At 71.4% G+C, this 15,340-nt stretch carries 8 protein-coding genes and 1 pseudogene; 5 read left to right on the top strand and 4 right to left on the bottom strand.

The window, feature by feature from the left end:
• Positions 1–65 precede the first annotated feature (65 nt).
• The 4 genes from GA0070611_RS24430 (at position 66) to GA0070611_RS24415 (ending at position 9,360) form a co-directional block, all read left to right on the top strand.
• Positions 66–2,855, top strand: coding sequence for an immune inhibitor A domain-containing protein (locus GA0070611_RS24430; protein WP_091668762.1), 2,790 nt, complete (start codon positions 66–68; stop codon positions 2,853–2,855).
• A 373-nt stretch (positions 2,856–3,228) separates the two neighbouring features.
• Complete coding sequence (locus GA0070611_RS24425) at positions 3,229–5,535, top strand: immune inhibitor A domain-containing protein (protein WP_091668758.1); 2,307 nt, start codon at positions 3,229–3,231, stop codon at positions 5,533–5,535.
• Between the two features lie 287 nt (positions 5,536–5,822).
• Positions 5,823–8,273: an immune inhibitor A domain-containing protein gene (locus tag GA0070611_RS24420; protein WP_091668755.1), complete on the top strand. Its 2,451-nt coding sequence runs from the start codon at positions 5,823–5,825 to the stop codon at positions 8,271–8,273.
• A gap of 154 nt (positions 8,274–8,427) precedes the next feature.
• Positions 8,428–9,360 carry an alpha/beta fold hydrolase gene (locus tag GA0070611_RS24415; protein ID WP_091668751.1) on the top strand — a complete coding sequence of 311 codons (933 nt, stop codon included), beginning with the start codon at positions 8,428–8,430 and terminating at the stop codon, positions 9,358–9,360.
• Position 9,361: 1 nt separating this feature from the next.
• On the opposite strand, the gene GA0070611_RS24410 is transcribed toward GA0070611_RS24415, so the two are convergent.
• The gene (locus GA0070611_RS24410) at positions 9,362–9,727 is read right to left on the bottom strand and encodes a hypothetical protein (protein WP_091668746.1); all 366 of its coding nucleotides are present in this window, start codon (positions 9,725–9,727) and stop codon (positions 9,362–9,364) included.
• A pseudogene (locus GA0070611_RS32535) lies at positions 9,724–13,078 on the bottom strand (SseB family protein). The gene GA0070611_RS24410 and the pseudogene GA0070611_RS32535 overlap by 4 nt, the downstream one beginning before the upstream one ends.
• 152 nt (positions 13,079–13,230) lie before the next feature.
• Between GA0070611_RS32535 and mycP the strand changes: the two are divergent.
• On the top strand, positions 13,231–14,436 hold the full coding sequence (mycP, locus tag GA0070611_RS24390) for a type VII secretion-associated serine protease mycosin (protein WP_091668742.1): 1,206 nt from the start codon (positions 13,231–13,233) through the stop codon (positions 14,434–14,436).
• Positions 14,437–14,546: 110 nt separating this feature from the next.
• Here the strand turns inward: mycP and GA0070611_RS24385 are convergent, their stop codons facing one another.
• Both GA0070611_RS24385 and GA0070611_RS24380 read right to left on the bottom strand, forming a co-directional pair.
• Positions 14,547–14,840: a WXG100 family type VII secretion target gene (locus GA0070611_RS24385; RefSeq protein ID WP_091668738.1), complete on the bottom strand. Its 294-nt coding sequence runs from the start codon at positions 14,838–14,840 to the stop codon at positions 14,547–14,549.
• A gap of 20 nt (positions 14,841–14,860) precedes the next feature.
• Entirely contained in the window at positions 14,861–15,178 is a 318-nt protein-coding gene (locus GA0070611_RS24380; protein WP_091668735.1) for a WXG100 family type VII secretion target, read from the bottom strand.
• Positions 15,179–15,340 lie beyond the last annotated feature (162 nt).

The following is a 15,340-nucleotide window of genomic DNA, read 5'->3' as shown; positions in this document are numbered from 1 at the left end:
ACGGGTGTCACTGCGACGCCACGACCGGCCGGTTCTCTCCTCCCATGCCCCACGAACGGAGCGGCATGAACACCTTTCCGCAATCCGGGTCACGCCGACGACTACTCGTCGCGCTGCCCGCCATCGCCCTCGCCGCCGCGTCGCTGACCGTGACCGGCAGCGCTGCGGCCCAGCAGTCCGGGGGCAGCCCGACCATCGGGGCCGACGAGTTCTACGTCAACTACGCCGAGCCGGAGGTCCAGCCGGACACGGCCGGCAAGGAGGTCAAGGGCAAGGACGGGGTCTTCACCACCGCCGCCGACGAGGCCCGGGCCTACGACCGCAAGTTCGCCGGGGGCAACCCGGTGGCCGCGCGGGAGTTGGCGAAGGCCGAGGCGAAGGCGATCAAGACCGGCAAGAGTCCGCGCCAGATCAAGCAGGCCAAGGGCACCCAGACCGCCAAGCTGCTCACCCTGCTGGTGGAGTTCAACGACCAGGCCAACGACGACTTCACCGACGTCTACGTGCCGAAGACGGTCTTCGAGGACCGGAGCTGTGTCCTCGGCACCGTGCAGAACGGCCCGAAGCACAACACCATCCCGAATCCGGCCACCCTGCCGCACGAGGACAACAACTCGATGTGGGTGCCGGACTTCTCGCCCGCGCACTACGACAAGATGCTCTACACCAAGGAGGGCATCACCGACCGGGTCCGCACCGACCTGACCGGGCCGGACGGCAAGCCGGGCATCGACCTCACCGGCCGCACGATGCACAACATGTACCTGGAGATGTCGAAGGGCGCGTACACGGTGGACGGGCAGGCCAGCCCGTGGATCACCGTGCCGCACTCCGAGGGCTGGTACGCGGCATCGCGCTGCTTCAAGGACGAGAACGGCAACTGGGTCGCCGGCCGCCAGCAGTCGATGAACGGTCACCCGGACAACCCGCTCGGCGCGGGCCGGCTGGCCACGGACGCGATCGACGCGCTGGCCGAGATGGACCCGAACTTCCCCTGGGCCGACTACGACATCGAGGACCAGAGCGACCGCGACGGTGACGGCAACGTCAACGAGCCGGACGGCGTGATCGACCACCTGGTGCTCGTGCACGCCAACCAGGGCAAGTCGCGCGGTGGCGGCGATGTGGGCGTCTACTCCGTCTGGGCGCACTCCTCGGCGGTGGCCGGCGGCTACACCATCCCCGGCACCAACCTGAAGGTGTCGAACTACATCGTGCAGCCGGAGGACGCCGGGGTCGGTGTCTTCGCCCACGAGTTCGGCCACGACCTCGGCCTGCCGGACCTCTATGACACCTCCGGCAACGCCGACTCGGACGTCGACTTCTGGGACCTGATGGCCTCGGGGTCGCACTCGGGTGAGATCTTCCAGGCGCTGCCGACCCACATGGGCCTCTGGGACAAGTGGGTGCTCGGCTGGGCCGACCCGCTGGAGATCAGGCCGGGTGACGACGCCCGCGCGGTGCAGCTCGGGCAGACCTCCCGGACGCCGGTGGGCACCAAGGACGGCATCAAGGTCAACCTGCCGGACAAGGTGATCACCCTGGCCCAGCCGCACAGCGGCGCGAACATGTGGTATTCCGGCGCCGACCAGGACTGGGCCGACGTCAAGCTGAGCCGGACGGTGACCGTCCCGAACGCCGCGGACGCGAAGTTCTGGATGTGGAACAACTACGTCATCGAGGCGGACTGGGACTACGGCTTCGTCGAGGTCTCCACCGACGGCGGCGCCACCTGGACCGAGCGGAAGGTCTACGACGCCACCGGCAAACTGGTCTCCACCAACGACGGCTACGCGGACCCGAACGGCCGGATGGGCGACTACGGCAACAAGAAGTACGGCCTGACCGGCAGCAGCGCCGGCTGGCGGCACGACTACGTCGACCTGTCGGCGTACGCCGGGCAGACCGTGCAGGTGCGGCTCCGTTACGCCACCGACGCGGCTTTCGCGGAGCGGGGCTGGTTCGCCGACGACTTCTCGGTCACCGGCGGCGGCGCGACCACCTGGAGCGACGACGTCGAGAGCGGCGCGGCCGGCTGGACCCAGACCGGTGGCAGCTTCACCGACACCACCGGGGCGGGCTGGCACATCGACGCCGGCACCCAGGTCAAGGCGCAGTACTACCTGGCCGAGTGGCGCAACTTCGACGGCTTCGACAAGGGCCTGAAGTACACCTACGACACGGTCTACTCGCACGAGGCCTGGAAGGTCGACCGGGTCGCGTACAACGCCCCCGGCATGCTGGTCTGGTACCGGGACACCGTGCTCGGCGACGTCAACCACGTCACCGCGCAGATGACCTCGCTGCCCAGCTACGGCGCCAAGGGCGGCCTGCTGATCGTCGACTCGCACAACGACCCGCTGCGCCGGGCCGGTGAGGCGGCAGTGAAGGACCCGTCGGTGCTGGACAACCTGCCCAGCCGTCCGCAGTCGTCCAACGCGGCCTTCTCGCTGAACCCGACGTACCCGTTCAAGGAGTGCCTGGAGGCGGCGGACGAGCCGTACAGCGAGTACTGCACCTCGTTCGGGGCGCAGGCGCCGGTGGCCGGCTTCACCGACGCCAAGGGCTGGTACCCGGGCATCGAGATCCGCAACGGCGCCGCGTACGCCCGGGACAACGACGCCTCCGTGGTGATCCCGTCGCGGGGCAACGCGAAGTACAGCACCCGGGTCACCAACCCGGACGGCTCGCCGGCGACGGCGTACTACGGGGCCACGCTGGGCGGCGGCGCGATCGTCCTCGGCACCGGCAACCCGGGTGACGCCGGGCTCGCGTACGGCGTCTCGATCGTCATCAAGCGGGCGGCCAAGGACAACTCGTACGCGACCGTGTACGTGACCTCGGCTACCCCGTGAGCTGAACCGTCCCGGCGCGTCGGGACACCGGGCGGGGCCCGTCTGGAGCACACTGCTCCGGACGGGCCCCGTCGTCTTACAGGCGCCTGAATCCTTCTGCCGATCGGTGTGACATTTTTGCCGCCCGGGGCGCTCCTCATTGGGGACCTCATAATCACCGTTACTTTAAGTGATCGTGACCGAAACGTTACGTGAATTGGACCCGCTTCCGCGCGCCCATTGGTCCTAATTTGACCGCATAAGAAGCCTCGCGACTCGGGTGATTGACCGGTGACAACGATGCAAACCCGTGCCATTGTGAGTGACGCATGACATGACAGCGATGGCTGTAGTTGTCCCTGTCATGTAACAGTTCCACAAAGGAGGAGGACCTTTGAGGAGACGAGTCACGGCGGGCCTGGCTTCGGCCGCGGCCGCGCTGCTGGCAGCCGGCGTGGTCACCGCGCCGGCATCCGCTGCCCCGGCGGCGGAGCCCACCCCCGGCGTCGAGAAGGCCAAGCACGGCAAGGACAACCTGCCCGATCCGAAGGCGGATCAGCTGCGGGAGGTCAAGAAGCAGGCGATCTCCGACCTGCTCAAGGGCAAGGCCAAGCTCCAGACGCGCAACGGCTCGAAGGTCATCCAGGTCAAGGACGACCTGTTCGTCGAGTACCAGCAGGCGCCGAAGACCGACCCCATCTTCACGATGCTGGTCAACTTCGGCGACAAGACCGACCCGCGTACCGGCGGCACCCCCGGCCCGGTGGTCAACCAGATCCCCGAGCCGGACCGCAACTGGGACGGCAGCCCGACCGACAACAACAGCACCCTGTGGCGCTCGAACTTCGACCGGGCGCACTACATGGACATGTTCTACGGCGAGGGCGAGTCGTTCAAGGACTTCTACCTCAAGCAGTCCGGCGGCCGGTACACCGTCAACGGTGACGTGAGCGACTGGGTCACCGTTCCCTACAACGAGGCGCGGTACGGCAGCAACGCCATCTCCGACGCCGACGGCTCCTGGAACTTCATCAAGGACAGCGCCACGTCCTGGTATGACAGCCAGATCAAGGCCGGCAAGACGCCGCAGCAGATCAAGGACTACCTGGCCCAGTTCGACATCTGGGACCGGTACGACTACGACGGCGACGGCAACTTCAACGAGCCCGACGGCTACCTCGACCACTTCCAGGCGGTGCACGCCGGCGAGGGTGAGGAGGCCGGTGGCGGCGCCCAGGGCGAGGACGCCATCTGGTCGCACCGCTGGGCCGCGTTCCCCAACCTCGAGGGCAAGGCCGGTCCGGCCGGCAACCTCGCGGGTGGTGTCCAGATCGGCGACACCGGGATGTGGATCCGTGACTACACCACGGAGCCGGAGAACGGTGGGCTCGGTGTCTTCACCCACGAGTACGGTCACGACCTCGGTCTGCCGGACCTGTACGACACCGCGGGTGGCGACAACGGCACGGGCTTCTGGACGCTGATGTCCTCCGGTTCCTGGCTGAGCCACGGCACCGACGACATCGGCTCGACCCCGGGCTACATGGACCCGTGGTCGAAGCTCTTCCTGGGCTGGCTGAACTACACCGCGGTCGACTACGGCAAGGGCTCCACCCAGGTGACCCTCGGCCCGGCCGGTGACAGTGACGGGCCGAAGGCCCAGGCGGTCATCGTCAACCTGCCCGCCCAGAACCAGACCACGAGCTACAACACGCCGTTCGGCGGGTCGTACGAGTGGTGGGGCGGCAGCGCGGACGACCTGAACACCACGCTGACCCGCACCCTGGACCTGACCGGGGCGACCTCCGCGTCGATCACCGCGAAGGCCCAGTGGGACATCGAGGAGGACTACGACTACCTCTACGGCGAGGTGTCGACCGACGGCGGGGCCACCTGGTCCGCCCTGTCCAACTCGCTGATCGACGCCGGCGAGACCGGTGTCGACGGCTCCACCAGCGGCAACTGGGTCGACCTGACCTACGACCTGTCGGCGTACGCCGGCAAGACGGTGAGCTTCCGCTACCGCTACGCCACCGACGGCGGCGTGCACCTGGCGGGCCCGTTCCTGGACAACATCGCGCTGACCAAGAACGGCTCGGTCGTCTTCTCGGACGACGCGGAGACGCTGGACGCCGCCTGGACGGCCAAGGGCTTCACCCGGATGGGCGGCTCGGTCACCGACACCTACCCCCGCTTCTACATCGCCGAGAACCGGACCTACTTCGGTTACGACGACACGCTGCGGACCGGTGGCTACAACTTCGGCTGGGGCGACACCCGGCCGGACTTCGTCGAGCGCTTCTCGAACCAGCCCGGCATGCTGGTCTGGTACGTGAACTACGCGTACGGCGACAACAACACGTCGGCCCACCCGGGCTACGGCCTCAACCTCCCGGTCGACGTTCGTCCGGGCCAGATCAAGGCCGGCAACCAGGGCGTCATCAGCAACCGGCGCAACGGTTACGACGCGACGTTCAGCCTGTACGCCAAGCCGGCGCAGACCTTCCACAAGAACGGCGTGGCGGTCACCGTGCCGGCACTCGACCCGAACCCGCTCTTCACCGACAGCGGGTCGAACAAGTACTGGAACAGCAGCAACCCGTGGAACTCGGTGAAGGTCGCCGGCACCGGCACCAAGATCGAGATCCTGCAGCAGGGCACCACCCCGGACAGCGACATGGTCGTCAAGGTCACCAACTGACCGGGTAGCACCAGAACGGGAGGGGCCGGTGGCGGCGACGCCACCGGCCCCTTTCGCGTGCCCAGGGGACGTTCGGGCTGCTCCGGCCGACCGATCGACCGATCGAGATGTGACGCCCCGAGTCGTTCCCAACAAAAAGTTGCTACAAATCGACGCACCAGTCTTCCCACGCGTCACAGGACGTTCTATGTTCACCATTGGTCCCACACGTGGGACATCTTCACCGGCCCGTACCCCCGTTGGGCCGGTTCCCTCACACCGGAGGTATCCACGTGCGCAAAGTCGCAGTGGGTCTGCTCGGGCTTTCGTTGACGGCGACGGGACTGATGGCCGGAACGGCCGCCAGTGCCGCGCCGACGCCGAAGCTGCCGGCGCCCGCGCCGTCGGTCAGCGAGCCGCAGCAGGCTGAGCACGACCTGCCCAACCCGCTGGAAACCAAGCGGCGGGCACTGCGTCAGGAGGGCCTCAGCGAGGTCCTCTCCGGGCGCGCCAAGGCCCAGAAGATCAACGGCAGCACGGTCGTCAAGGTCGGCACGAAGGCCGCCGAGGGCCCCGCCGCCCGCGGGCTCACCAAGAGCACCCGGACCGGCGCGGGTCCGACCGAGGACCAGTACGTCGAGCTCGGCCGCGAGCGAACCGACAAGATCTTCGTGATCCTGGCCGAGTTCGGCGACGAGCGGCACCCGGACTTCCCGGACAAGGACACGACCCCGAGGACGGCGGGTCCGGTCAAGTTCGACGGCCCGCTCAGCAACCAGATCCCGCAGCCCAACCGTGCGGTCGACAACTCCACGGTCTGGCAGCCGAACTACGACGCCGACTACTTCCGCAAGCTCTACTTCGGCACCGCCCCCGGTGACGAGTCGCTGAAGCAGTACTACGAGGCCCAGTCCTCCGGCCGGTACAGCGTCGACGGTGAGGTCACCAACTGGGTCAAGGTCAAGTACAACGAGGCCCGCTACGGCCGCTCGGGCGACGACCCCAAGGACGCCAACGGCGACGACCCGAACGTCTGCCCCAGCAACACCTGCTCCAACACTTGGGAGCTGGTCCGCGACGCCGCCAACCAGTGGGTCGCCGACCAGAAGAAGCAGGGCCGCACCGACGCCCAGATCGCCGCCGACGTCAAGTCGATGGATGAGTGGGACCGGTACGATTTCGACGGCGACGGCAACTTCAACGAGCCGGACGGCTACATCGACCACTTCCAGATCGTCCACTCCGGCGGTGACGAGGCCGACGGTGACCCGATCTACGGCGAGGACGCCATCTGGAGCCACCGCTGGTACGCCTTCGCGTCCGACATCAGCAACACCGGACCGGCGGGCAACCTCGGCGGCGGCACCGAGATCGGCAACACGGGCGTGTGGATCGGTGACTACACCATCCAGCCGGAGAACGGCGGCCGGAGCGTCTTCTACCACGAGTACGGTCACGACCTGGGCCTGCCGGACGACTACAACGTCAACAACGGCGGCGACAACAACAACGAGCACTGGACGCTGATGGCCCAGAGCCGCCTCGGTGGCAAGAACGACGGCGGCATCGGCGAGCGGGGCGGTGACCTCGGCGCCTGGAACAAGCTCCAGCTCAACTGGCTCGACTACGAGGTCATCAAGGCCGGCGAGAAGCGCACCCTGAAGATGGGCCCGCAGGAGTACAACTCCGACAAGGCCCAGGGCGCGGTCGTGGTGCTGCCGAAGCGGACGTACACGTTCGACAACGGTAAGCCGTTCGAGGGCACGAAGCAGTACTTCTCGGGCAACGACGACGGCCTGAACACCACGATGACGCGGACGATCGACCTGACCGGGAAGACCAGCGCCGCGGTTACCATGAAGGGCCGCTACAACATCGAAGAGGACTTCGACTACCTCTTCTTCGAGGCCTCGACCGACGGCGGCACCACCTGGTCGGCGCTGCCCGGCACGGTCGGCGGCAAGGCGCTCAAGGAGATCTCTCCCGGCCGCTTCGCCCTCACCGGCTCCAGCGCGCCGGACGAGGACAGCGCCCCCGAGTGGGTCGACGTCAACATCCCGCTGAACTCGCTGGCGGGCAAGAAGGTGCAGTTCCGGCTGCACTACACGACCGACGGTGGCGTCTCGGCCGGCGGCTTCTACGGTGACGCGATCGCCGTGACCGCCGACGGTGCCACGGTCTTCACCGACGGTGCCGAGGCCGGCGCGGGCAACTGGGCCCTCAACGGCTTCAGCATCCAGGCGGAGACCTACACCAAGGACTTCGACAACTACTACATCGCCGGCAACCGGTCGTACGTCTCGTACGACAAGTACCTGAAGACCGGCCCGTACTACTTCGGCTACCAGAACACCCGGCCGGACTACGTGGACCACTACGCGTACCAGACCGGTCTGCTGATCTCGTACTGGAACCTCCGTTGGGCGGACAACGACACGTTCGACCACCCGGGCGAGGGCCGGAACATGATCATCGACGCGCACCCGCGGCCCATCTACAACCTGACCGGCAACCCCTGGCGGGCCCGCGTCCAGGTCTACGACGCGCCGTTCAGCCTCAAGAAGGCCGACTCGTTCACGCTGCACATCAACAGCCAGCCGCAGTACATCCGTGGCCAGGCCGCGCAGCCGCTGTTCGACGACACCCAGCAGTACTGGTACCCGGAGCTGCCGAACCACGGCGTCAAGCTGCCGGCGACCGGCGTCAAGATCAAGGTCCTCGAGCAGGACGGCACCTCGTTGAAGGTCCGCTTCTCCTGAACCGCTGATCACCGCACCACCTCGCGATGCCCGGGCAGGTCACCTGCCCGGGCATCGCCCTTTCCGGGGCCGACCCGACCCGGCCGCCCGGAGAAACCCCTGATCCCGGCCACCTGCGGGGTCCGCGCCGCGATGCCGGCCCTAGGCTGTGCCCATGACCGACCAGCGCCGCGGACCCGTCGACGAAGGCTGCGTCCTCCCCGAGGGGCCGTGGACGCACCGGTTCGTCGGCGCCAACGGCAGCCGCTTCCACGTCGTCGAGGCCGGCACCGGCCCGATGGTGCTCTTCCTGCACGGCTTCCCCGAGTACTGGTACGCCTGGAAGGACCTGCTGCCCTCGGTCGCCGACGCCGGGTTCCGGGCGGTCGCGGTCGACCTGCGCGGGTACGGCGCCAGCGACAAGCCGCCCCGCGGGTACGACGGCTACACCCTCGCCGCCGACGTGGCCGGCCTGATCCGCGCCCTCGGCGAACGGTCGGCGACCCTGGTCGGGACCGGCGCCGGCGGGCTCATCGCGTGGACCGCCGCCTCGTTCCACCCCACCCTGGTCCGCCGGCTGGTCGTGCTGGGGGCCCCGCACCCGCTCCGGCTGCGGGCGGCCATCTTCGCCGACCCGCGCGGCCAGTTCAGCGCCGCCACGGCCACCCTGAAGTTCCAGCTGCCCCGCTACGAGCACGTGCTGACCCGCGACGAGGGTGCCGAGGTGGAGCAGATCCTGCGCCGCTGGGGCGGCGAGCGGTGGGTGAACGGGCCGGAGTTCGAGGCGTACGCCCGCTGCTGCCGGGTCGCCATGCAGATCCCACAGGCGGCCTTCTGCGCCCTGGAGGGCTACCGCTGGGCGTTCCGGTCGGCGCTGCGCCTGCACGGCTACCGGTTCGTCAAGCTGATGCAGAAGCCGCTGGTCACCCCGACCCTCCAACTGCACGGCGCGCTCGATGCGGCGTCCCTGCCCCGCACCGCCCAGGGCTCCGGCCGCTACGTCAGCGCCCCGTACGAGTGGCGGCTGCTCGACGGGGTCGGCCACTTCCCCCACGTGGAGGCCCGGGACCTGGTGCTCGGCGAGGTGCTGCGCTGGACCAAGTCCTGACTCAGACCCGCTGCTCCCGCAGCTCGGCCACCTCGTTCGCCGGTGCCCAACCCTGGTAGACGCCGAAGTCGAAGGCCTCCAGCCCCATCGCCCGGGCCACCGGCCAGCGCCCGCCGGTGTACTCCACCCGCAGCCAGCCCTCGTGCTCGGCCAGCACGATGAACGGCTGCCCCTGCCAGGTGCAGGTGGTCCGCACGTACGCCAGATCCTCGGTCTCGGCGGCCGGCACCACCCGGACGTACCGGCCGGGCCGGACCTCCTCGAAGCCGTCCCCCGGTTCGGGCTGGTAGAGCCGGACGTCGTCACCGTCCGGGCTGGCCTGGTACTCCCGGCCCCGCCAGCGGGCCACGTAGCCGTCGCGGGTCACGCTTCACCCACCTGACGCCAGAGCAACGCGTCGGTGTCCAGGATGGCGACCACCCGCTCGGTGCGGTCGGCGCCGATCCGCCACAACTGCGCGCCGTGCGGCAGTCGGGCACTGTCCACCTTGAACTCGGCCACCACGTCGCTGCTCTCCCCCGGCGCGAATCCGTTGCCGCGGAACGGCGGGCGCTCGATCACCCAGCCCTCCATCGCCCGCATCGCGGCCTCGTTCTGGCCGCCGTACGGGATCCGGTAGAGACTGGGCCGGTACGCGGGCCAGCGCAGCACGTAGATCTCGTCGGCCTCGCGGGAGAACGGCGAGCCGGCGTGACCGAGCCCGAGCGCGTCGTACAGCTCGGCCGGGCTGCTCAGGTGGGCCAGTTCGGCGGCCCGGTGCACGAAGCCGGAGACCCGGTCGTAGCCGCGCTCCAGGTAGTAGGCGAGCTGGCTCGGGGCGACCGCCTTCTGCATGGTCACCGGCCGGGTCGGGTCGACCCGGGCCGGGGCCGGGCGCGTCTCGGCCGCCGGCGTCGTCGCGGTGCCGGTCTCCTCCGGCTCGCTCTCCGGCTCGTCGCCGAGGCCGACCTCCGCGGCCCAGTTGGCCAGGGCCAGCACCTGCTCACCCGGATACGTGGCACCGACCGGGGTGCCCGGGTTCACCGCGAACGACCAGGCCTCGTCCGGCCAGCGCCGGATGAGCTGGACGAACTTCACCCGGACCGTGTCGACCGGCGGGTCGACCCGGTCGGCCAGCCGTTCCGGCGAGGTGTAGACCACCACGTACGTCCCGCCGTCGAGCTCCTCGGTGCCCCAGACGAAGCCCGGGTCGCCCGGCCGGCTCCCCGGTGCCGAGTCGGCCGCCGTCGGCAGCAGCACCCGGGCCAGCAGCAGCGTGGTGAGGAAGCTGTCGGTGCTGCCGCTGCCCGCCGCCGCCAGCAACTCCTCCTCCACCTCGTTCGCCGGCACGAAGTCCGACGGCACGGGCGCGGGAGGGTGGATCGTGGCCGGAGTCGGGTCGGCGACCGGCGGCACGTCCGCCCGGGCCTCCCGTACCGGCTCGGCCGGAGTCGCCGTCGGCTCCTCCGCCCGGTACGGGGACACGAACAGCGACTCGGTGCGGTCCTGCACCGGAGCCGGGGGCATGAACAGGGCCTCGGTCCGCTCCTGCACCCCGGCCGGGGACGCGGAGAACGACTCGGCGCGGTCCGGCACCGGGGACGCGAACAACGCTTCCGTCCGCTCCTCCAGCGGAGCCGGGGAGGCGGGGAAGGCCTCGTTCGGCTCCTCGCGGGGCCCGGGGGCGGGGTCCTGACGAGCCGGCGGACCGGCGGGGTCGAACAAGGACCGCTCCGCAGGCGGTGCGGGGCGTTCGTAGCGCGGCACGGTGGGCTCGAAGAAGGAGTCCGGCCCCTCGGTCCGGCTGCCGGTCGGCACGGCCGGGCCCACGGAACCGGCGTCGGCGACCACCGGGGTGGGCTCGGTGGGGCGGGCCGGCGGCGGGCCGTCCCCGCCCACTCCGGTGCGGTACGGCGGCGGCGCGGTGACGCCCGTGGCCTCCTCGACGCGGTACGGCGGCGGCGGTGACGCCCGTGGCCTCCTCGACGCGGTACGGCGGCGGCGCGGTGACGCCCGTGGCCTCCTCGACGCGGAACGGCTGCGGCGTGGTGGTCGCGGTCGCCGGGACAGGCGGCGGGACGCTGGGAACGGAGTATGGCTCCGGCACCACCGGTCCAGGGTCGGCCCGCGGCGCGGCCGGCTCCGCCGGCTCGATGAGGTCGCGGGCCTCGATGACGGTGCCCTCGATGACGATCGGCGAGAAGCCGCGGCGCGCGGCGGGTGGTGCCGAGACCGGCTCGGCGACCGACGAGGGCAGTTCCTCCGCGTCGGTCGTGGCTCCGCGCGCGGGGGCGGGACCGGTGCGCTCCTCGGCGTCCTGGGCCTCGTCGGGGAGGGGACGGCGGCGCGGCAGCGCCTGGGTCGCCTCCTCGGCGGTCAGCGGAGGCGGCGCGGGGCGGAAGGCCCGGGGCGGCTCCTCCGGCCGGCCCACCGGAACGGCCTGGGTCGCGTCCCCGTCGTCGGTACGGAACGCCCTGGTCGGGTCCTCCGGCACCGGCTCGTCGAGCGGTCGACGGCGCGGGAACGGCTGAGCACCCCGGGCGAACCGGGACGGCGGGGCGGCGCGCTCCCCGTTGCGGTGCGGCTGGTCCAGTGGGGACGGTCGCCGCGCGGAGCGCCCCGACGCCGGCTCGAAGAAGGACCGGGCCGGGGGCGGAGCCGGCGGGGTCGGGCGACCGTTCGTCGGTCCGACCCGGCCGCTGCCGTCGAAGGCGTCCGGCTCGTCCGGCCGTCGGCGCAGATCGCTGACCCAGCCGGCCAGGCTGTCCGATCCGGGCTCCGGGACGGGAGCAGGCCGGACGGCGGTGCTGCGGTCGGCGGGCGCGGCGAGGTCACCGCCACGGCGGAAGAGGCCGTCGAGGGCGGGGCGGTCCGCCTCGCCGGCACGGGCACCGCTGGCCGGTTGACTGCCGGGACCCTCGGCGGGCTGACCGTTGGCCGGCTCCGAACGCCGTGACGCGAGGGAAGGCGGCGTGGACGCCGCCTCGGGGCGCTGCGACGCCGGCGGAGACCCGGCGTGCGCCACCTCCGGGGCCACGCTGCCGGCCGGTGTCGGCGAGGCGGGGAAGGGCACGGTGGCCGGCTCGGGAACCACGCTGCCGGCCGGCGCCGGCGAGGCGGGGAACGGCACGGTGGCCGGCTCGGGAACCACGCTGCCCGCCGACGCCGGCGACGCGGGGAACGGCACGGTGGCCGGCTCGGCGGGGGCGGCCGGGCGGTCGACGGCGGGTCCGACGCCCGGGCGACCGGACCGCTCACCGGCACTCGACGCCGAAGCGTCCCGGTCGGCCGGCCCGGCACCGGCGCGGGCGGCGTTCTGCACCCGCTCCAGGCGCGCACGGGCGCCCATGGTCCGGCCCGGCAGGCGGACGTCGCCCCGGGAGAGTTGCGCCACGAACCAGGCCGGCAGGTAACCCTCGATCGGCAGGCCCGGATTGACCGCCAGCCACCACTCGTGGTTGGGCCAGCCGGCCGCCAGTTCGGCGTACGGGACGCGCCGGGCGGCACCGGCGTTCTGCCCGAGACAGGCACGCAGCGCGGCGGCGGAGGTGAATGCCAGGATGTGCGTCCGACCGCCGGTCGTCCAGGTCCCCCAGCCCGCCCCGGCGGCACCTTGGCCGGCGACCGGCAGCAGCAGCTCCACCCTGGTCAGCAGCCGGAAGTAGAGCTGCTGGTCCTGGGCGCGCAGCGCGTCCCGCATCGCCACCTCGGCCTCGGTGGCCGGTTCCCATCCGGTCACGGCCACCACTCCTTCCGCGCACAGGCCACAGGCATCGCCTACAACCTACAAGGTGGTAACAAGATCACAATGGCTGGCCGTCAGTGGTCCGCCGGCTCTCGACCGAGGCGCTAACATCCCGTTCCGGAGCCGACACAGTACGGAGGCGGTCGATGTCCCGGCCCAGCGCGCGCCCGGCCCTGGCCGCCCTGGCGACCCTGCTCACCGTCGCGCTGCCGGCCGCGCCCGCGGCGGCCCGCGCATCGTCCGGATGCGCCACGCCACCCGCACCGGCCCGCCTCGTCCCGGCCCGGCCCTGGCCACAGCAACGCTACGCCCCCGACCGGCTCACCCCGCTCGCGGACGGCACCGGGGTGACCGTCGCGGTGATCGACTCCGGGGTGGACCGCACCCATCCACAGCTCGCCGGCAGGGTGCTCGACGGCGCCGACTTCCTGGACCCCGGCGGCGACGGCACCCGGGACTGCGCCGGGCACGGCACCGGGGTGGCGAGCATCATCGCGGCGACCGCCCGCCCGGGAGTGGCGTTCCACGGGCTCGCCCCGGGTGCCCGCATCCTCCCGGTACGGGTCAGCGAGCAGCAGGTCGTCGAGGGGCGGGAGTCGGGGCGTACGGTCGGGGCGGCCGACTTCGCCCGGGCGATCCGCTGGGCGGTAGACCACGACGCGGACGTGCTCAACCTCTCCGTCGTGCTGTACGCGGACAACCCCGCCGTGCGGGCCGCGATCGCGGACGCGGTACGCCGGGACGTGGTGGTGGTGGCCGCCGTGGGCAACCTGCACGACAGCGGTGACCCCCGGCCGTACCCGGCCGCGTACGACGGGGTGCTCGGGGTGGGCGCGATCGGGGCGGACGGCACCCGGTCCCCCTTCTCCCAGACCGGCCCGTACGTCGACCTGGTCGCCCCGGGCGGGGACGTGCTCATGGCCGCGCCCGGGCAGGGGCACCGGCGGGCGGAGGGGACCAGCTACGCGGCGCCCTTCGTGGCCGGCACGGCGGCGCTGCTCCGGCAGTACCGCCCGGAGCTGAGTGCCGCCGAGGTGGCCCGGCGGATCGTGGCGAGCGCCGACCCGGCACCGGGCCGGGGCGACGGCTACGGCGCCGGGGTGCTGAACCCGTACCGGGCGGTGACCGAGTCGCCCGGCCGGACCGCGGACCGCGCCGAGCGGGGACCGGCGTTGCCGGTCGAGAGGCCGGATCCGGCGGCGCTGGCCCGGCAGGAGCGCCGGGCGGCGGCCCGGGAACGGGCGCTGCTGGTGGCGGGCGGGTCCGGCGCGGCGGCCGTTCTCGTGCTGCTGTTGGCCACGGTGCTGCCGCGCGGGGCCCGCCGCCGGTGGCGCCCCGCCGGACCGGCCTGACCATCGGCACCGCGCACCCCGCACCCGCACCCCGCACCCCGCACCCCGCACCGCGATCGTGCTGCGAGCAGGGCACGCGGGGCGGGCGGGAGGCCCGCCCCGCGCATGCGTCACTGGAACAGGTTGGCGTTGCGCTTCTCGGTGTCGAGGTAGTCGGCGGCCGAATCCTCCACCGCCAGCTTGATGTCACGCAGCATCGCCTGGAGATCCTGCGAGGCGGCCCGCCAGCGCGCCTGCCGCTGCTCGTACGCCTCGCGGGCGTCGCCCGACCAGCTCGCCACCAACGGCGCGGCGTCCCGTTCGAGCTGCCCGAGCTGGCTGTCGAGGGTGTTCAGCGCCTTCTGGATGTCCGCGCCGGCCTGGTGCAGCGCGGCGAAGTTGACGACCAGCACACCGTGGTCCATGGGAATCGTCCCTCCTCGGGTCAGAGCGGCAGCTGGATGCCGCGGTGGGTGCCGGACACACGGCCGGCGGCCTCGGTGTCCGAGACGTCGTACTGCCGGCCGGCGGTACGGATGGCGGTGGCGGTCTCCCGCAGGGCCCGCTGCAGCGCCGCCTGGTCCTGCGCCCACTGCTGCTTGACCTGCTCGAACGAGCGCCCACCGGCACCCCGCCAGGCCTGCTGCAACACCTCCAGCTCGGCCATCAGGCCATTGAGCATGGTCTGCAACGACTGGTCCACCTGCTCGAACTTCGCGGCGGTCTGCTGCATCACCGCAGCTTCTGCCTGGGTCTGGGACACCCGGACGTCACCTCGTCTCCTCGGTCGTGGCTGGTCGCCGGAACGACCACCGTGGACTCGCCGGTGCGCGGGACCGGATCAGGGGACGGAGACGGGCGCGCTCGGCGAAACTCGTCGCTGACGGTAGCGGTCCGACTCCGGTTCGGCTACCCCCGGGCCTCC

Origin of the sequence: Micromonospora auratinigra, from assembly GCF_900089595.1 — a bacterium.
GTDB lineage: Bacteria > Actinomycetota > Actinomycetes > Mycobacteriales > Micromonosporaceae > Micromonospora > Micromonospora auratinigra.
Note: the sequence above shows the minus strand (reverse complement) of the source record. Positions and strands in the feature narration are given on the sequence as shown.